The organism is Elioraea sp. (genome assembly GCF_051860475.1).
Lineage (GTDB): Bacteria > Pseudomonadota > Alphaproteobacteria > Acetobacterales > Acetobacteraceae > Elioraea.
Window position 1 is genome coordinate 1 of record NZ_JBHYDW010000091.1, and the last position, 18169, is coordinate 18169.

Sequence of the window (18169 nt, forward strand, 5' to 3'; positions counted from 1 at the left end):
GCTGCACGCGCGCCTCGGTCGCGGCGTCCAGCGCGCTGGTCGCCTCGTCCAGGTTCAGGATCGGCGGGTCCTTGAGCAGCGCGCGCGCGATCGCCAGACGCTGGCGCTGCCCGCCCGACAGCGTCGCGCCGCGCTCGCCGACCAGCGTGTCGTAGCCGCGCGCCTGGCGGACGATGAAGTCATGCGCCTCCGCCAATCGGCAGGCCGCCTCCAGGTCCTCCTGCGTCGCGTCCGGCTTGCCGATGCGCAGATTGTCGGCGATCGACCGGTTGAACAGCATGCTCTCCTGGAACACCACGCCGATCTGGGCGCGCAAGGAGGCGAGCGTGACATCGCGGATGTCCACCCCGTCGAGGGTGATCCGCCCCTCCTCGGGGTCCCACAGCCGCTGCAGCAGCGCCATCGTTGTGCTCTTGCCGGCGCCGGTCTGCCCGACCAGCGCCACCGTGCGGCCGGGTTCGACGGCGAACGACACCTCGCGCAGCACCTTCGGGCCGCCCGGATAGCCGAACGTCACGGCCTCGAACGCGACCTCGCCGAGCACGCGCCCGAGCACCACCGCGTCGGGCCGCTCCGGCACGGTCGAGCGCGTGTCCAGCACCTTGAAGTAGAGCGCGACCGCCGGCATCTGCATGAACAGCGTCGCGACGAAGCCGACCGCCTGCTCGAGCCGCGCGATCAGAAGGGTGGCGAAGCCCATGAAGGTGACGATCTCGCCCACGCTCGCCTGGCCGCGCAGATGCAGCCAGGTGCCGAGCACGAAGATCGTGATCACCGTCAGCGTGGACGCCGCGCGCGTGAGCACCGTCAGCAGCGCCCACCAGTTCAGCACCGGGAACTGCGCGGCGAGCAGCCGGCGGATCGTGTCGCGGAACAGCTGCGCCTCGGCGGTGAGCCGGACGAAGGACTGCACGACCATCACATTCGACAGCGCGTCGCTCGCGGTGCCGGCGAGGCTCGCATGGTAGCTCTCGACCTCGCGCTGCGCGGCCTGGGTCTTGCGGATCACCAGGGCGGCGGCGACCGCGAACAGCACCGCAAGCACGATCAGCAGCACCGCGAGCCGCCAGTTCAGCAGAAGCGTCAGCGGCATCAGCACAAGCGCGATCACGAAGGTCGCGAGATGCTCGCGGAAGAAACCGAGCCACACCCAGAACATGTTGTCGGCGCCGGCGATCATGATCTTCAGCAGCCGGCCCGAATGGGTGTCGCCGTGGAACGAGAGGGGCAGGCGCAGCGCATGCTCGAAGTAGAGGTGCATCGCGGCGAGCCGGTTGCGGTGCGCGAGCCGGTCCGCATGCAGCGCCACCACGATCGCCGCGACGATGCCGGAGATCCCGACTACACCCCAGATCAGCAGCAGCGCCGCGGTGCCGGACCAGACCTCCTCGGCCGGACGGGTGGCACTGCCGGTCAGCATGTCGACAACCCGACCAAACAACACCGGCTCGAGGAACGTCAGTCCGGCGAGCAGCGCGTTCGCCACCGCAAGGCCGATCGCGACGCGCTTCTCCGGCGCGAGCACCGCGATCACACGGCGATAGAGGGCGAGGAAGGACATGGACGCGCCTTCTAGGCCGCGGTTGCGGCGGGATCAGGGCGGCACCGTCCGCGGCCCTTGCGCATCCCGGCAGGTTCGGCCGGCCCGGGTCCGGCCCGAGCGGAATTCCCTTGCCGCGGTACCGCCGGCGCCGGAATGATGCGGCATCGGCACCGCCTGCGCGGCATGCCGATCGCATCGTGATCGCGATACCGGAGAACGCCATGGTGTCGGAGTTCGATCCCACCGCGCCGGCGAGCGCCGCCGCCAGCGCGCTGAACCTCGACGTGATTGCGGTCGAGCAGGTGGCCGACGTGCTGGCGCCGGATGCCGAGGCCGCACCGGCGCCGCAGGACGCCGCAGCGGCACGTCGCGGGCCGGCGCGGTCGGCCAGACCCGCCAGGGCGCAACCCACGCATCTGGTCAGCGGCCGGTATCGCGGCCAGAGCGGCGCCTGGGAGATCGAGCTCCGCATCGACGTGGATGGAGTTCGTCCCCTCAAGTACGTGAGCGGCGACTTCTTCCAGACCAGGGGTGCGACGGTCAGCTACTTCGGCTCCTTCGTCGCCTCCGGTGTCACGGTCACAGTCTCCCGGACCACGGTCACCATCGCCGGTGCTGCGATCCTCACCTACGCCTCGGCCTTCAGCCGCATGCGGATCACGATCCCGCGCCGCACCGGACGCCGGGCGCCGGGCGAGGCGGACATCCTCTGGCTCGATGTGGCCGGCGCGGTCGGCGCGCGCTATCGCTGCGCCTGGGAAAGCCGCGCCTTTCGCACGGTCGAACTCGAGGAGGACTACGAGAGCGGCGTCACGCCGTTCGTGTCCTACGACACGGGCGGCCTGTCCTCGGGCGGGCCGGCGCGGACGCTCGGCGTGGTCTCGGCCTTCGGCGAGGCCGGGATCGAGATGCGCCCGACCGGCCCGAGCACGATGATTCCCACCGCTCCCGGTGGCACCTGGAGCAACGCCGAACTGCATGCGGCGATGCAGATGCATTTCAGCCGGTGGGCGAACCTGCCGCAATGGAAGGTGTGGCTCCTGCATGCGCGGCTGCACGATCGCGGCATCGGGCTGCTCGGCATCATGTTCGACCAGCACGGCGCCCAGCGCCAGGGCTGCGCGGTGTTCCACCACGCGTCCGCCGGCACCGCCGCAGCGCATCGGCGCGACCAGCTCTACACCTGCATCCACGAGCTGGGCCACTGCTTCAACCTGTTCCACTCGTTCCACAAGTCGTTCATGACGCCGCCGGAGGCGAACCGACCAGCGGCGCTGTCCTGGATGAACTATCCGCAGAACTTTCCCGGCGGCGCGGACGCGTTCTGGTCTGCCTTCCCGTTCCAGTTCGACGACCAGGAGACGATCCATCTGCGCCACGCGGTCCGCAACGCGGTGATCATGGGCGGCAGCCCGTTCGGCTCGGGCGCGGCCCTGGAGCATCTGGCGGCGTTCGCCGAGCCGGAGCAGGATGCCTCCGGCCTCGCCCTCGAGCTCCGCGCCGACCGCAGCTTCCGGCTCGGCGAGCCGGTGGTGGTGGAGCTGAAGCTCTCCACCCGCCGGCCCGAGGGGATCACGGTGCACCGTCACCTCCATCCCTCGGACGGATTCGTCAGCATCGCGATCGAGCGGCCCGGCGGAACGACGGTCCTGCACGAGCCGCTGATCGAGCACTGCGTGCGGCCCGACACGGTCGTGCTCGACGCCGCGCACCCCGCGATCTACGAGAGCGCCTATATCGGCTGCGGCGAGGAGGGCCTCGCCTTCGGCGCGCCCGGGCTCTACCGCCTGCGTGCCGTCTATCTGGCGCTCGACGGCTCGCGTGTGGTCTCCGGCACGCTCGAGCTGCGCGTGCGCGGCACGCATGATGATGCGGACGAGGCCGTGGCCGACCTGCTGCTGGACGACCAGATCGGCAAGCTGTTCACCCTGCTCGGCTCGGAGGGACCCGAGATGGCCGCGGCGAATGCGCGGATCGAGCAGCTGCTCGACAAGCACAAGGCGCATCCGCTCGCGCTCTACGGCCGGCTGGTCCTCGGCTACGTGCGCGCGCGGCCGTTCACACTCGTGCGGGCGGACGCGGCGGTGGAGGTGCGCGAGGCCAAGCCGGCCGAGGCCGTGGCGCTGCTCGACAGCGTGGCCGATGCCTCGACCGCGCCGGGCAAGGGACTCGACAGCATCTCGCTGAACCAGATCTTCCGTCGCATGATCGCGGCGCTGAAGACCGCCGGCGACAACGGCGGTGCCGCGCGGATCGGCAAGCGCATGCTCGACGTCTACAGGGCCCGGGGCCTCAAGCCGCACGTGCTGGCCGAGATCCGGCGCCAGCGCGACGAGGCCCTCGGCGGGACGAGCATCGCGTAGACTGCGCGCGCCGGCGCCATCACGAGGAGCACGACCTTGCCCGCGATCACGCTGGACCTTCAGGAAGGCTTCGCCGGCGAGACGGTGGAGGTACGGGTTGACGGCGTGCCGGTCTGGCGCGGCGAGGTGCGCACGGACTGGTCCATCGGGCTCGCCGAGCGGGTGGAGCTCGAGGTGCCGGCCACCGGCGGTACGGTGAGCGTCAGCGTACCGTCGCGCCCCGCCACGATCGAGCTGCTGCTCGAGCCCGGCGAGGCGCGTGTGCTGGGCGTCTCGCTGATCGGTGGCGGGCTGGTGTCGCGACGGTCGGACGAGCCGTTCAGGTATTTCTGACCGTGCGGGGCGCCGAGCGGGCCGCGGCGACGAAGGCGAGCGCCGCGATCACGCCGCAGGCCGCCATCACGATCTGCACCGGCCGGTAGTCGCCGCCCGAGGCCTGCCACAGCCATGCCGCGGCATAGGGTCCGATCGCCCGCGCGACGATCCCGGGCGAGACCAGCGCGCCGGCGACCGCGCCATAGCCCTCGCGGCCGAACAGCTCCGCCGGCAGGGTGCCGCGAATGATCGTGAGGATCCCGCCCGAGGCGCCGTAGAGCGCGACATACACCCCGGCGAGCCACCACCACTGTTCGACGCCCATGAGTGCGAGGATCGCGACGGGTTGCGCCACCGCAGCGAGGATCGCCACGCGACTCGGCCGGACCCGCTGCAGGCCCGCGAACTCGAGCACGCGGCCCGCGACCTGCATCGGCCCGGTGAACGACGCGACCGCGACCGCCGCGGTCGCCGACAGCCCCGCCTCCTGCAGCATCGGGATCGCGTGCACCGCGACGATCGAGAACAGCACCGCGCCGGTGGTCAGCGCGAGGGCGACGAACCAGAACGCGGCGGTGCGCAGGATCGGGCCGAGCGGACGTCGCGGCGTGCCGCGCGCCACGCGCGTGCCCGGCAGGAAGGCTGCGTGCAGCGGCAGGCAGATCACGAGCGCCGCCGCGGCCCACACCAGATAGGTGTCGCGCCAGCCGATCCGCGGCAGCAGCGCGGCGGTGATCGGCCAGGCGACCGTGCTCGCGAGCCCGCCGGCGAAGGTGAGGATGGTGATCGCGCGCCGCGCCTGTTCGCCGAAACTCGCGGTGATGGTGGCGAAGGCGGGCTCGTACTGGGTCGCTGCCATCGCCGCGCCGGTGAGCACCCAGGCGGCGAAGAACCACGGCTCCGACGGCGCCCAGGCCACTGCGGCGAGCGACAGCGCCGACAGTACCGAGCCCAGGCTCATCACGATCCGCCCGCCGAACCGGTCAAGCAGCAGGCCGACCGGAAACGAGCACAGGCCCTGCGAGAGCAAACCGATCGAATAGGCGCCGAAGATCGCCTCGCGCGACCAGCCCTCGGCCTCGCCGATCGCGGGGGCGAGCACGGCGATCGCGTAGTACTGCGATCCCCAGGCGATGATCATCGTGACGGAGAGGGCAACCACCGCGCGCCAGGGCGGCGCGGGCGCGGGCAGGGCGGACATGCGCAGACGCTAGCCGCGTCTGCGCGCGCGCGACAGGGGAGCGTGACCGGGGACAGGTGGACGCTGCGCGGCACCTGCCCCGGTCAGCGACCAGACGTCATGGAGGAGACCTCGGCGAAACGGCCTGCCGGGGAGGTTGAGGGCTGATTCGCTACCGGGCTGAGCAAGGAGCGGCGAGGCGGAGATGGGTCCGCTGCCGCGGCCTGGTGCGCAACGGCGCCCATCTGCACCTGCTCGGCACCGCCATGAACCTCCGCCGCGCCGAACGGCTCGTCGCCTGACGGGAGAGGTGCGTCCCACGCCACAGGCCAACCGCTTCCAGCGCCGCCGTTGGGGGGCCAGAGCCGCCATCGCCGCACCCCTCGTCGCCCGCACGTCACTCCACACCCCTCAGACCCGTTTCGCTGGGGTCTCCGTCGCGATTGGCCGTTCGCCTCGCGCATCGGGAACCGACAGCAGCAATCGGACCTGCTAGAACGGGATGTCGTCGTCCAGATCCCCGCCGCCCTTTTTCGGCTCCCATCCACCGCTCTGCCGTGCACCGGTCCGCGCCGCCGCCGGCTGGCGCGGCGCATAGCCGCCCGACTCTTCCTCCGCTCCGGCCCCGCCCCCGCTCCGACCATCGAGCAGCGTCAGGTCGCCGCGGAACCGGCCGATCACCACCTCGAAGGTCTCGCGCTCGTTGCCGTCCTTGTCCGTGTATTTCCGGCTCTCCAGGCTGCCCTCGATGTAGACCTTGCTGCCCTTGCGCAGGTACTTCTCGGCGATCTCGCCCAGCTTCTCGTTGAAGATGGCGATGCGGTGCCACTGGGTCTTCTCCTTCCGCTCGCCTGATGCGCGATCGGTCCACGACTCGCTGGTGGCGACCGAGAAGGTGACGACCCGCCCGCCCGATTGCTGCATGGTCCGCACCTCGGGGTCGCGGCCGAGATTTCCCACCAGGATCACCTTGTTGACGCTGCCCGCCATCGCCGCCTCTCCCTGAGATTCGCCGCCGGACTGTAGGGCCTCCGCCCCGACCCGTCCAACGACCGCGCCTGCCCTGCGCTCTCGTCACTTGCGCCGCCGCCCCCATCTCTGGCCCACTCCGTTCCCCTTTCGTCCCCCGGGTGGCCCATGACCGACTCGATCCGCGTCCGCGGTGCGCGCGAGCACAACCTGAAGAACGTGGACGTCGAGATCCCGCGCCACAGCCTGACCGTGATCACCGGGCTCTCGGGCTCCGGCAAGTCGTCCCTCGCCTTCGACACCATCTACGCCGAGGGCCAGCGCCGCTATGTCGAGAGCCTCTCGGCCTATGCGCGCCAGTTCCTCGAACTGATGCAGAAGCCGGATGTGGACGCGATCGAGGGGCTCTCCCCGGCGATCTCGATCGACCAGAAGACCACGTCGCGCAACCCGCGCTCGACCGTCGGCACGGTCACCGAGATCCACGACTACATGCGCCTGCTCTGGGCCCGCGTCGGCGTGCCCTACTCGCCCGCCACGGGGCTCCCGATCGAGGCGCAGACCGTCAGCCAGATGGTGGACAAGGTGCTGGCGATGGCGGAAGGCACGCGCCTCCTGCTGCTCGCCCCCGTGGTGCGCGGCCGCAAGGGCGAGTACCGCAAGGAGCTCGCCGAGTTGCAGAAGCGCGGGTTCCAGCGCGTGAAGGTGGACGGGACCCTGCACGACATCGACGCGGTCCCCGCGCTCGACAAGAAGCGCAAGCATGACATCGAGGTTGTGGTGGACCGCCTGGTCGTGCGCGAAGGCATCGCGCCGCGGCTCGCCGACAGTTTCGAGACCGCGCTCGCGCTCGCCGACGGCATCGCCTTCACGGAGAACGCCGATACCGGCGAGCGCACCACCTTCAGCGCCAAGTTCGCCTGCCCGGTCTCGGGCTTCACCATCGCCGAGCTGGAGCCGCGCCTGTTCAGCTTCAACAACCCCGCCGGCGCCTGCCCCGCCTGCGACGGGCTCGGCGTGACGACGTTCTTCGATCCGGATCTGGTGGTGCCCGACGAGCGGCTGTCGCTCGCGGACGGCGCGATCGCGCCGTGGCAGAACACCTCCTCGCCCTACTACCGCCAGACCCTGGAGAGCCTGGCGAAGCACCTGAAGGTCTCGTCGCGCACGCCGTGGAAGGAGCTGCCCGAGCGCGCGCGCGACGCCATCCTCAACGGCACCGGCGAGACGCCGGTGACCATGCGCTACGAGGACGGGCTGCGCACCTACGAGACGAAGAAGCCGTTCGAGGGGGTCGTCGCCAATCTGGAACGGCGCTGGCGCGAAACGGACAGCGCCTGGGTGCGCGAGGAGCTCGCCCGCTTCCAGGGCGAGGCGCCGTGCGAGGCCTGTTCCGGCTACCGCCTCAAGCCCGAGGCGCTGGCGGTGAAGATCGCAGGCAGGCACATCGGCGAGGTCTCGGCCTTCTCGATCCGCGAGGCCGATGCGTGGTTCCGCACGCTGCCCGACCACCTCACCCCGCAGCGCCAGGAGATCGCGCGCCGCATCCTGCGCGAGATCACCGAACGGCTCGGCTTCCTCAATGACGTGGGCCTCGACTACCTGACGCTCGCGCGCGGCTCGGCCAGTCTCTCGGGCGGCGAAAGCCAGCGCATCCGCCTTGCCTCGCAGATCGGTTCCGGCCTCACCGGCGTGCTCTACGTGCTCGACGAGCCCTCGATCGGGCTGCACCAGCGCGACAACGAGCGCCTGCTCGGCACGCTCCGGCGCCTGCGCGACCTCGGCAACACCGTGATCGTGGTCGAGCACGACGAGGACGCGATCCGCTCGGCCGACCACCTGGTGGACATGGGACCCGGCGCCGGCGTGCATGGCGGCGAGGTGGTGGCCTCGGGCCCGCCCGAGACCGTGTTCGCCAATCCGCGCAGCCTCACCGCCGACTACCTGTCGGGCCGCAGGCGCATCCCGGTGCCGGCGCGCCGGCGGCTTGCCGACCCGAAACGGATGGTGCGCGTGGTCGGCGCAAGCGGGAACAACCTCAAGGATGTCACGGTCGGGTTCCCGCTCGGCACGCTCACCTGCATCACCGGCGTCTCCGGCGGCGGCAAGTCCACGCTCGTGATCGACACGCTCTACAAGGCGGTCTCGCGCCGGCTGATGGGGGCGCGCGAACACCCCGCGCCGCACGACCGCATCGAGGGGATCGAGCATCTCGACAAGGTGATCGACATCGACCAGTCGCCGATCGGCCGCACCCCGCGCTCCAACCCCGCGACCTATACCGGCGCCTTCGCACCGATCCGCGACTGGTTCGCCGAGCTGCCGGAGAGCCGCCAGCGCGGCTACAAGCCGGGCCGGTTCAGCTTCAACGTGAAAGGCGGACGCTGCGAGGCCTGCCAGGGCGACGGAGTGATCAAGATCGAGATGCACTTCCTGCCCGACGTCTACGTCACCTGCGACGCCTGCAAGGGCAAACGCTACAACCGCGAAACGCTGGAGATCCAGTTCCGCCACAAGTCGATCGCCGATGTGCTCGACATGACGGTGGAGGAGGGGGTGGTGTTCTTCCAGGCCGTCCCCTCGATCCGCGACAAGCTGCGCACGCTGAACGAGGTGGGGCTCGGCTACGTGACGCTCGGCCAGCCGGCGACCACGCTCTCGGGCGGCGAGGCGCAGCGGGTGAAGCTCGCCAAGGAACTGTCGCGCCGGGCGACCGGGCGCACGCTCTACATCCTCGACGAGCCGACCACGGGGCTGCATTTCGAGGATGTGCGCAAGCTGCTCGAGGTGCTGCACGCGCTGGTGGATACCGGCAACACCGTGCTGGTGATCGAGCACAATCTCGAAGTGATCAAGACCGCGGACTGGATCGTCGATCTCGGCCCGGAGGGTGGCGATGGCGGGGGGCGCATCGTCGCCGAGGGCACGCCCGAGCAGGTGGCGGCGCAGAAAGGCAGCCACACCGGCCGGTTCCTCGCGCCGGTGCTGGCGCGCGACGGGCAGGCGGCACCGGCCGTCGCGCCGCGGCGGCGGCGCGCGAGCGCATAGGCAGGGCCGGAAGGAGCGTGGCGGACCCGACACGATTCGAACGTGCGACCTCTGCCTTCGGAGGGCAGCGCTCTATCCAGCTGAGCTACGGGTCCTTCCCAGCCCGTATAGCGGAAGCGGCGCGGGGCGGCAAACGCCCCTCCGCCCGCGCAACGTCCGATGGCAGGGCGGCAACGGGATCCGCGAACCAAGCGAGGATGTCGGCCGCCACGCGGCCGCGGATCGAGTCGCGCAGCAGCAGGTGGTACCCGTCCGGGTAGATCACCACGCGCTGCCGTCCGGTCGCCAGCCCCGGCAGGCGCGCCTGCATCGCCGCGATCGCGCGCTCGGGCACCAGGTCGTCCTTCGCGCCGTAGAGGAACAGGCCGGGCGCGTCGAACCGCGCGGCGGCGGCGAGCGCCGCGTCCATCAACGCGACGAGCCCGTGCGCGGCATCGACACGCGTCGATTTCAGCACCAGCGGATCGCGCCCCATCGCACGCAGCGCCGCCTCGTTGTCGGAGGCGCGGATGAACGGCGAGCCGCCGACGATGCCGAGCGCGGGCACCGTGTGCGCGGCGAGGTCCAGGAACCAGCGGCCGATCGCGCCCATCGTCTCGCCGCCCCAGACCGCGGGCGCCGAGAGCACGTAGGCGTCGGCCGGCGGCGGGTCGGGCGAGGTCGCGGCGAGCAGCAGCACCGCCGCGCCCATGCTCTCGCCGAGCAGCGCGAGCGGCACGCCCGGATGGCGCGCGCGGATCAGCGTCGCGGCGGCGGTGGCGTCGGCGGCGAGCGCGTCGTGGCCGGCCCAGATGCCAGGATGCGGCCCGGCGCCGAAGCCGCGCTGGTCATAGGCATGCACCGCCCAGCCGGCCGCGGTGAACAGGGGAGCAGCGAGCGCGAAGGCGCGGCGGTAGTCGTTGAACCCGTGCAGCGCCAGGATCGCGCCGCGCGGCGGCCCCTCCGGCAGCCAGGAGCGCAGCGGCAGCCGCGCCCCGTCGGGCATCACCAGCGCCTCGCCCTCGTCGCGCGGCGGCCCGTCCGGCGGGCCCGGGGCCGCGATCCGCGGCGCGCAGCCGGCCACCAGCGCGGCCAACACCGCGCGCCGCCCCACCCTCGCTGTTGCCCGGTTCCTCACGGCGGCTATCATCCGCGCCCCGAACCCCGACAGGAAGTGCGATGTCCGCCCCATCCGCCCCCAAGGCGCCGGAGCCTACCGAGATCATCGAGTCCGAGGACACCACGGTTGCGTGTGATGGCGGCGGCGCGCTCGGCCATCCGCGCGTCTATCTGACGCTGGTCGAGGGGCGGGTGATGTGCCCCTACTGCTCGCGGCTGTTCGTGCTCAAGGGCGCGAGGGCGGCCTGAGCCGCGCGCATGACCTCCCGCCAGCACCTGATCCTGATCGACGGGTCGGGATACATCTTCCGCGCCTTCCACGCCCTGCCGCCGATGGCGCGACCCGACGGCACGCCGGTGAACGCCGTGTTCGGCTTCACCAACATGCTGGCGAAGTTCATCGCCGAGCACGCCGGCGACCGCATCGCGGTGGTGTTCGACAAGGGCCGCAGGACGTTCCGCAACGACATCTACCCCGACTACAAGGCGCACCGGCCCGACCCGCCCGAGGACCTGATCCCGCAATTCGGCCTGATCCGTGAGGCGGTGGATGCGTTCGATCTCGCCGCGATCGAGGCCGAGGGCTGGGAGGCCGATGACCTGATCGCCGCCTATGCCAGGGCCGAGACGGAGGAGGGTGGCACGGTCACGATCGTCTCCTCCGACAAGGACCTGATGCAGCTGATCCGCCCCGGTGTGACGCTGCTCGACCCGATCAAGCAGAAGCCGATCGGCGCGGCCGAGGTGGTCGAGAAGTTCGGCGTCACGCCCGACAAGGTGATCGACGTGCAGGCGCTCGCCGGCGACTCGACCGACAACGTGCCCGGCGTGCCCGGGATCGGCGTCAAGACCGCCGCCCAACTGATCGCGGAGTTCGGCGATCTCGAGACGCTGCTCGCCAAGGCCGAAACGATCAAGCAGCCCAAGCGGCGCGAGGCGCTGATCGAGCACGCCGAGCAGGCGCGCATCAGCAAGCGGCTGGTCACGCTCGATCCCTCTGCGCCGCTGCCGCTGCCGCTCACGGCGCTGGAGCTGAAGCCGCCCGATCGCGCCAAGCTCGCCTCATGGTTGCGTGCACAGAACTTCCGCTCGACGCTCCAGCGCCTGGGACTGGACGGTGCCGGCGAGGCTGCACCTGCGCCGGCCAAGGCAGCCCCGCAGCCCGAGCCGGAAAAGGCGACGTTCGGTCCCTACGAGACGGTGACCGCGCCGGATCGGCTGCGCGCCTGGATCGCCGAGGCCACCGCGCAGGGCTTCCTCGCCTTCGACACCGAGACCGACAGCCTGGACGCGCAACGCGCCCGGCTCGTCGGCGTGTCGCTCGCCACAGCGCCGGGGCGCGCCTGCTACGTGCCGCTGCGGCATCTCGGCCGCGGCGCCGATCTCGCCGCCGATCCGGCGCCCCAGCAGATCCGGTTCGAGACCGCGATCGAGCTCCTGCGCCCGCTGCTCGAGGACGCTTCCGTCCTCAAGGTGATGCAGAACGGCAAGTACGACCGCGCCGTGCTGGCGCGCGCGGAGAACGGCGCGATCGCGCTCGGGCCGATCGACGACACGATGCTGATCAGCTTCTGCCTCGATGCCGGGCGGTGGGAGCATGGCATGGACCAGCTCTCGGCGCGCCATCTCGGCCACGAACCGATCAGCTACGACGCCGTCACCGGCACGGGCAAGGCGCGCATCTCGTTCGCCGAGGTCGCGCTCGACCGCGCCACCGCCTACGCGGCCGAGGATGCGGACGTGACGCTGCGACTCTGGCAACTGCTGAAGCCGCGGCTCCGGCCCGAGCAGGTGCTGGTGCTGTACGAGCATGTCGAGCGCCGCCTGATCCCGGTCATCGCGGCGATGGAGCGCGCCGGCGTGAAGGTCGATGCGCGCGACCTGCGGCAGATGTCGGCCGAGTTCGCCGACCGGCTGAAGGTGCTGGAGAGCGAGATTCACGCGCTCGCCGGCCGGGCCTTCACGGTCGGCTCGCCGCAGCAGCTCGGCCGCGTGCTGTTCGACGAGCTCGGCCTCAGCCCATCCGGCGGGCGGCGCGCCAAGACCGCGACCGGCCAGTACGCGACCGATGCCGGCGTGCTCGAGGAGCTCGCGAGCCAGCATAAGCTGCCGGGCAAGGTGCTGGAGTGGCGCCAGCTCGCGAAGCTGAAATCCACCTACGCCGATGCGCTGGTGGATCAGATCAATCCCGAGACGGGCCGCGTGCACACCAGCTTCGCCATGACCGGCGCGGCGACCGGGCGGCTCGCCTCGACCGACCCGAACCTCCAGAACATTCCCGTGCGCACCGAGGAGGGCAGGCGCATCCGCCGCGCCTTCGTCGCCGAAGCAGGCCACGTGCTGATGTCGGCCGACTACAGCCAGATCGAGCTGCGCCTGCTCGCGCATGTCGCCGACGTGCCAGCGCTGCGCGAGGCGTTCGCGCAGGGCGAGGACATCCACGCGCGCACCGCCTCGGAGGTGTTCGGCGTGCCGATGCAGGGCATGGACCCGCTGACCCGCCGCCGCGCCAAGGCGATCAATTTCGGCATCATCTACGGCATCTCGGCCTTCGGCCTGGCGAACCAGCTCGGCATCGCGCCGGGCGAGGCGAAGGCCTATATCGACGCCTATTTCCAGCGCTATCCCGGCATCCGCGCCTACATGGAGCGGATGAAGGAGGAGGCGCGCATGAAGGGCCATGTCGCCACGCCGTTCGGCCGGCGCATCTGGATTCCCGGCATCGGCGAGAAGAACCCCGCGCGCCGCGCCTTCGCCGAACGCCAGGCGATCAATGCGCCGCTGCAAGGCGGGGCGGCGGACGTGATCAAGCGCGCGATGGTGCGGCTGCCGCGCGCGCTCGCCGAGGCGACGCTCTCGGCGCGGCTGCTGCTCCAGGTGCACGACGAGCTGCTGTTCGAGGTGCCCGAGGGCGAGTGCGAGGCGACCGCCGCGACCGTGAAGCGGACCATGGAGGGCGCGGCGGCGATCCGCGTGCCGCTGGTGGTCGAGACCGGGGCGGCGCGGAGCTGGGCCGAGGCGCACTGAGGGGCGCGCGGGAGGGGCGCTTGGGGGCGGAACCGCGCCCGCGCGAGCGCGTTCCAGCGACTCCATGGAAGGAGCCGAAGGATGGACCAGCGCCGCAGCCCCGCGACCGACGATGCCGGCAAGGCCGCGCCCGCCGGCGCACCCGAACCGCGCGGCGTGCCGAAGACGGACCGGGCACGCACGGAGAAGGTGATCGAGGGAGCGCTGCCCCCCGATCAGCAGACCGAGCCCGCGCGCACGGGCTGATCCGCGCCCTACAGCAGCGGCCGCTGCGCGGCAGGCTGTTCCCAGTACTCGGCCACGCGCCGCAGCGCCGAGAGGTCGCCGATCGCGAGCCGCCCGTCATGCAGCCGGATCAGCTGGCGCTTGCGCAGCGCCTGGAGCGTGCGGTTCACGTGCACCGGGCTCAGCCCCATCAGGTCGGCGAGATGCGTCTGCGTCAGGGGGAACGGCACGGTGCCGTCGCGCTCCAGCCCCACCGCGGCGGCGCGACGATAGAGATGCACCAGCACCATCGCGATGCGCTCGATCGCACTGCGCCGCCCGACCGAGAGCAGCGCCTCGTCGAGCAGCCGCTCCTCGTGCGCGGCAAGCCAGGTGAGGTCGTAGCCGAGCTCGGGATGGCCGCGGAAGATGTCCCACAGCGAGCTGCGCGCGAAGGCGCAGAGCCGCACCTCGGTCACCGCCTCTACGCCATGGGCGGGGGCTGCCATCAACTCGCCCTGCAGTCCGACGAGGTCGCCCGGCAGCAGGATGTTCATGATCTGCCGCCGCCCGTCGGGCAGCGACTTGTACCGGATCGCCCAGCCGGAGAGCACCGTGTAGAGCCGGCAGGACGTCTCGCCCTCGGACAGGATCGCGCCGCCGGCCGGAACCGTCATCTCGCCCCGCTTCAGCGCCTGGAGCGCGGCGAGGGCGGGCTCGTCGAGCGGCTTGAAGCCGCGCCGGCGGCGGAGCGGGCAGAGCGTGCAGGGGGTTCCGGTTTCCATCGGGAGCGGTCCTGGATCGTTCCGTCCCTTAACGCAGGATAAGGCGCGCGGTTCTCCGCCCCCCTAGGGTCCGCCCGGGCAAGCCCGCCCGCGGAGCAGACCCATGACGCGCCTTGTGCCCACGCTGATGCGGCTGCGCCGCGACCACCGCATCGGTGTCGCGGTCGGCGCCACCCTGTTCGCGTTCGCCCTCTCCTTGCGGTTCGCGCTTGACGCGGCCTCCGACGGCCTGCCCTTCGTCACCTTCCTGCTCGCGGTGGTCGGCACGGCCTGCGTCGCCGGCTGGGCGATCAGCACGACGGTCGCGATCGCCTCCGCGTCCGCCGCCTGGTACTGGTTCCTGCCCCCTGCTGAAAGCTTCACGCTGGTTTGGCCGACGGGACATCTGGCGCTCGCGGTGTTCGTGCTGATCGCGGGCCTGGTGATCGCGCTCTCCGAACGTCTCGCCGACGCCGTGCTGCGGGTGGCCGAGGAGCAGGCGCGCGCGGCCGCGCTGGCCGAGTCGCAGCGCGATCTCGTGCGGGAACTCCAGCATCGGGTCGCCAACGCGATGCAGTTCAATGCGAGCCTGCTGTCGCTTCAGGCGGCGCGGATCGGCACGCCGGAGGAGGCGCAGGAGGCGCTGCGGGACGCGGTCGCGCGGATGTCGGCCGCGGCACGCATCCACCGGCGGCTCCATGACCCGGAGCTGGGCCGCCGCCCGGCCGACGCGATGATCGACGAACTCGTGCGCGATCTGCTGCGCTCGGCCGGGCGCGACGACGTCGCCGTGACGGTCGACGTGGCGCCCGCGGCGCTCGGGCTCGCGCGCCTGACTGCGCTGGCGATGCTGGCGGTGGAGGCGACGCTGAACGCGATCAAGCACGCCTTCGCCGGGCGCGAGGGCGGGATGCTCGAGGTGACGCTGCGCGCGGCCGAGGGGGGCTGGCTGCTGCGCGTCGCCGATGACGGGCCGGGCCTGGCGGAGGAGTTCGACCCGTCGAGCCAGACCAGTCTCGGGATGCGGGTGATGCAGTCGATGGCGCGCCAGCTCGGTGGCACCGTCCGGTTCGGCGCCGGCCCGCAGGGCACGGCGGTCGAGGTCGCCTTCCCCGCCTGACGTCGGGCCGCGGCGGGGCCGCCGCCGGCGGCTTCACGTCTCCGTGCCTGGGGCCCCGCTGATCGGCCGAAGTCCGGGGCCTGGGGCGGCTTTGCTACCGGCGATTGCGGGGCGGCGCCGGGGCGGCACCGGCATCGGGGCGTGCGCACGGATGCCGGCCGATCCGCGGCGGAGGCAGGCAGGCGGCCGGGCGTGGGCGCGAAAGAAAGCGCCCGGTTAGGGGGGTAACCGGGCGCCGCTTTTTCCGTACGGAAAACCGCGAGGTTCGGCAGGGGAGACCGTCCCCGCGGGTACTCGGCGTGAAATGACCGCCGATAGGTGAAGAATACTGAAACCGCGCCGCAGTGCAAACCCTTATCGACCCTCTGGGTCGGGAATGTCGCGCAGGAGTTGCATCGCCGCTGCCGGGACTGTCGTCCGGCGATCTGTTCAGCGGGGCCTCAGCACGGCGTCGCCCTCGACCGTGGCGCCGATCGGCACCTCCGCCGGTTCGGCGGACGGAGGCGGCGCGGCGGCCTCGGCGCGCACGGCCATCATCGCCTGCGGCCCCGGCGGGGGCATGTAGCGCGGCGCGTCCACGCGCACCTCGCGGAAGCCGGTGAAGGCCAAGCCAAGCGCGCCGGCGAGCCGCTCGGCCCGCGCCTTCAGCCCCGCGAGCGCCTCCTCGGTGACCGCCTCACGGGTCTGGCGCGCGAGCGGACGAGACACCTGGTAGGCGAGGCTGCCGATCAGCATCCCCTGGCCCTGGAGCGTGCCGACGAGGTCCAGCAGCGCCGGCGCCGCCTCGATCGCGCTGAGCCGGAGTTCCTGCGAGGCGGTCCAGGTCTGGCCGCGGTCGCCGCCGCGCCAGGACCGGTAGCTGCCAGTCGCGACCGCGACGCCGGGGACCGCGTGGACGCGCTCAAGCGCTGCCGCCATCTGGCGGTTGACCGCCTGTTGCACGGCGACGGCGGAGCTGCCGGTCGCCTGGGCGCGCAGCGTCGCCGCCAGCTCGTCGGCGCGCACGGTGCGCTCTGCGGACTCGGACAGACGCAGCAGGGTCTCGCTCGCCTGGGCGGGGGCGGCAAGCGCGAGGACGCCAGCCAGGATCAGCACGGAGCGCATGCGTTTCTCCCTCGGTTGAGGCCAGGGGCCGTCGAGCGCTCCCCTGGCGATGGAACAGGGCGACATCCCGGTCGGCGGTCTATCGGGCCGCCGCTGCGTCCGGAGTCACGTACCCGGCCTCGATATCCGCGCGGACCAGTGCGGGGTCGCGCTGCCGGGGGTCTCCGTGCCCGCCGCCGCCCGGCGTGGCCAGGCTGACCGTGTCGCCGCGGTTCAGCACGTATTGCCGCTTCGGGTCGCTGCTGCGGCCGTTGATCAGCAGCGCGCCGGGCGCGCCGGGCGCGCCACCCTCGATCCCGAAGGCCGGAAACAGCGTCCGCTCGGCGAGGAACGAGACCGCGATCGGGCTGTCGGAGAGGCTCTCGATCAGGATCTCCTGGCCGAGCCCGCCGCGATGGCGCCCCGGCCCGCCGCTGTTCGGGCGCAGGCGCTTGTGGTGGAAGCGCAATGGCGCGATGTGCTCGCTGATCTCGATCGAGGTGGAGGAGACATTGGACGGCCAGGACAGGCAGGTCACGCCGTCCGCACGCGCGTTGCCGCCCATGCCGCCGTTGTAGAAGAACATGTTCGCGTAGGGCTTCGCCGGCCCGCCCCCCGGCGCGGCGCGCACGCCGGACTGGTTCATGCCCCACATCGGCGAGCCTGCGGCCGCCATCACGCGCTCGGGCACGACCTGGCCGAGGCAGCCGAGCACCAGCACCGGCAGGTAGTGGCCGATCAGCATCCGGCTGCCGCCCGGCGCGGGGAACTGCGGATGGACGATCGAGCCCGGCGGTGCGGCGATCCGGATCGGCCGCCATGCACCCTCGTTGTTCGGCAGGTTGGGCGAGGTGCAGAGCTTCACCCCGTACATCGACATCGCGTAGGTGTAGCAGAACGCGCAGTTGATCGCCCGGTCCACCTGCGGATCGGTGCCGGCATAGTCCATCGCGATCTCGTCGCCGCGCACGGTCAGCGCGAGGCGGATCGTCACGGGCGCGTCCATCAGCCCGTCGGTCTGAAGCTCGCTCCGATAGGTGCCGTCGGGCAGCGCGGCGATCGCCCCGCGCATCGCGGCCTCGCAGCGGCCCTGGATCTCGGCGGCGAGCGCTGTCAGGTCGGCGAGGTCGGCGCCGCGCATCAGCGCGAGCAGCCGGTCCTCCATCACGTCGAGTGCCACCACCTGGGCCCACAGATCGCCCAGCGTCTGGTCCGGCGTGCGGACGTTCTGGCGGATGATCGACACCAGCGTCTCGTCGATCGCGCCCGCGCGGATCAGCTTGAGCGGCGGGATCTGCAGCCCCTCCTCGAACACCTCGCGCGGCTCCGGGCTGCGGATCTTGCCGCCGATGTCGGGCGCGTGCGCGGTCGAGGCGCTGAACGCGACGAGGCGCCCGTCGCGGAAGATCGGCTTGGCCACGGTGATGTCCGGCAGGTGGCCCGTGCCGAGCCAGA

General features: G+C 71.7%; 14 protein-coding genes and 1 tRNA gene. 7 read left to right on the forward strand and 8 right to left on the reverse strand.

Translation table 11 applies throughout. The features are described 5' to 3' along the window. A partial coding sequence (locus ACTIFU_RS15435) for an ABC transporter transmembrane domain-containing protein (protein ID WP_439579209.1) occupies positions 1-1561 on the reverse strand: 1561 nt, incomplete at its 3' end. 179 nt (positions 1562-1740) lie between these two features. Here ACTIFU_RS15435 and ACTIFU_RS15440 point away from each other — a divergent pair. Together ACTIFU_RS15440 and ACTIFU_RS15445 are read left to right on the forward strand one after the other, a co-directional pair. Further along, on the forward strand, positions 1741-3906 hold the full coding sequence (locus ACTIFU_RS15440) for a hypothetical protein (RefSeq protein WP_439579210.1): 2166 nt from the start codon (positions 1741-1743) through the stop codon (positions 3904-3906). A 36-nt stretch (positions 3907-3942) separates the two neighbouring features. Further along, the gene (locus tag ACTIFU_RS15445; RefSeq protein WP_439579211.1) at positions 3943-4239 is read left to right on the forward strand and encodes a hypothetical protein; all 297 of its coding nucleotides are present in this window, start codon (positions 3943-3945) and stop codon (positions 4237-4239) included. Here ACTIFU_RS15445 and ACTIFU_RS15450 read toward each other — a convergent pair. Beyond that, on the reverse strand, positions 4226-5422 hold the full coding sequence (locus tag ACTIFU_RS15450; RefSeq protein WP_439579212.1) for an MFS transporter: 1197 nt from the start codon (positions 5420-5422) through the stop codon (positions 4226-4228). The genes ACTIFU_RS15445 and ACTIFU_RS15450 overlap by 14 nt on opposite strands. A gap of 471 nt (positions 5423-5893) precedes the next feature. Further along, positions 5894-6391: a single-stranded DNA-binding protein gene (ssb, locus tag ACTIFU_RS15455; RefSeq protein WP_439579213.1), complete on the reverse strand. Its 498-nt coding sequence runs from the start codon at positions 6389-6391 to the stop codon at positions 5894-5896. Between the two features lie 147 nt (positions 6392-6538). On the opposite strand from ssb, the gene uvrA reads away from it, so the two are divergent. Continuing rightward, positions 6539-9418 carry an excinuclease ABC subunit UvrA gene (uvrA, locus tag ACTIFU_RS15460; protein WP_439579214.1) on the forward strand — a complete coding sequence of 960 codons (2880 nt, stop codon included), beginning with the start codon at positions 6539-6541 and terminating at the stop codon, positions 9416-9418. 18 nt (positions 9419-9436) lie between these two features. Here uvrA and ACTIFU_RS15465 read toward each other — a convergent pair. Together ACTIFU_RS15465 and ACTIFU_RS15470 are read right to left on the reverse strand one after the other, a co-directional pair. Then, positions 9437-9513, reverse strand: a tRNA-Arg gene (locus tag ACTIFU_RS15465). After that, positions 9504-10535, reverse strand: coding sequence for an alpha/beta fold hydrolase (locus ACTIFU_RS15470; protein WP_439579215.1), 1032 nt, complete (start codon positions 10533-10535; stop codon positions 9504-9506). Before ACTIFU_RS15470 ends, ACTIFU_RS15465 begins: the two co-directional genes overlap by 10 nt. Positions 10536-10576: 41 nt before the next feature. Between ACTIFU_RS15470 and ACTIFU_RS15475 the strand changes: the two genes are divergently transcribed. The 3 genes from ACTIFU_RS15475 (at position 10577) to ACTIFU_RS15485 (ending at position 13789) form a co-directional block, all read left to right on the forward strand. Next, positions 10577-10765 carry a zinc-finger domain-containing protein gene (locus ACTIFU_RS15475; protein WP_439579216.1) on the forward strand — a complete coding sequence of 63 codons (189 nt, stop codon included), beginning with the start codon at positions 10577-10579 and terminating at the stop codon, positions 10763-10765. 9 nt (positions 10766-10774) lie between these two features. Then, complete coding sequence (gene polA / locus ACTIFU_RS15480; protein ID WP_439579217.1) at positions 10775-13543, forward strand: DNA polymerase I; 2769 nt, start codon at positions 10775-10777, stop codon at positions 13541-13543. Between the two features lie 81 nt (positions 13544-13624). Further along, on the forward strand, positions 13625-13789 hold the full coding sequence (locus ACTIFU_RS15485) for a hypothetical protein (protein WP_439579218.1): 165 nt from the start codon (positions 13625-13627) through the stop codon (positions 13787-13789). Between the two features lie 8 nt (positions 13790-13797). Here ACTIFU_RS15485 and ACTIFU_RS15490 read toward each other — a convergent pair whose 3' ends face one another. Continuing rightward, positions 13798-14532 carry a Crp/Fnr family transcriptional regulator gene (locus ACTIFU_RS15490; RefSeq protein ID WP_439579219.1) on the reverse strand — a complete coding sequence of 245 codons (735 nt, stop codon included), beginning with the start codon at positions 14530-14532 and terminating at the stop codon, positions 13798-13800. Positions 14533-14635: 103 nt separating this feature from the next. On the opposite strand from ACTIFU_RS15490, the gene ACTIFU_RS15495 reads away from it, so the two are divergent. Then, complete coding sequence (locus ACTIFU_RS15495; protein WP_439579220.1) at positions 14636-15631, forward strand: sensor histidine kinase; 996 nt, start codon at positions 14636-14638, stop codon at positions 15629-15631. A 429-nt stretch (positions 15632-16060) separates the two neighbouring features. Here ACTIFU_RS15495 and ACTIFU_RS15500 read toward each other — a convergent pair whose 3' ends face one another. Next, the gene (locus ACTIFU_RS15500) at positions 16061-16735 is read right to left on the reverse strand and encodes an SIMPL domain-containing protein (RefSeq protein WP_439579221.1); all 675 of its coding nucleotides are present in this window, start codon (positions 16733-16735) and stop codon (positions 16061-16063) included. A gap of 79 nt (positions 16736-16814) precedes the next feature. After that, on the reverse strand, positions 16815-18169 hold a 1355-nt coding region (locus ACTIFU_RS15505; RefSeq protein WP_439579222.1), incomplete at its 5' end, for a hydantoinase B/oxoprolinase family protein.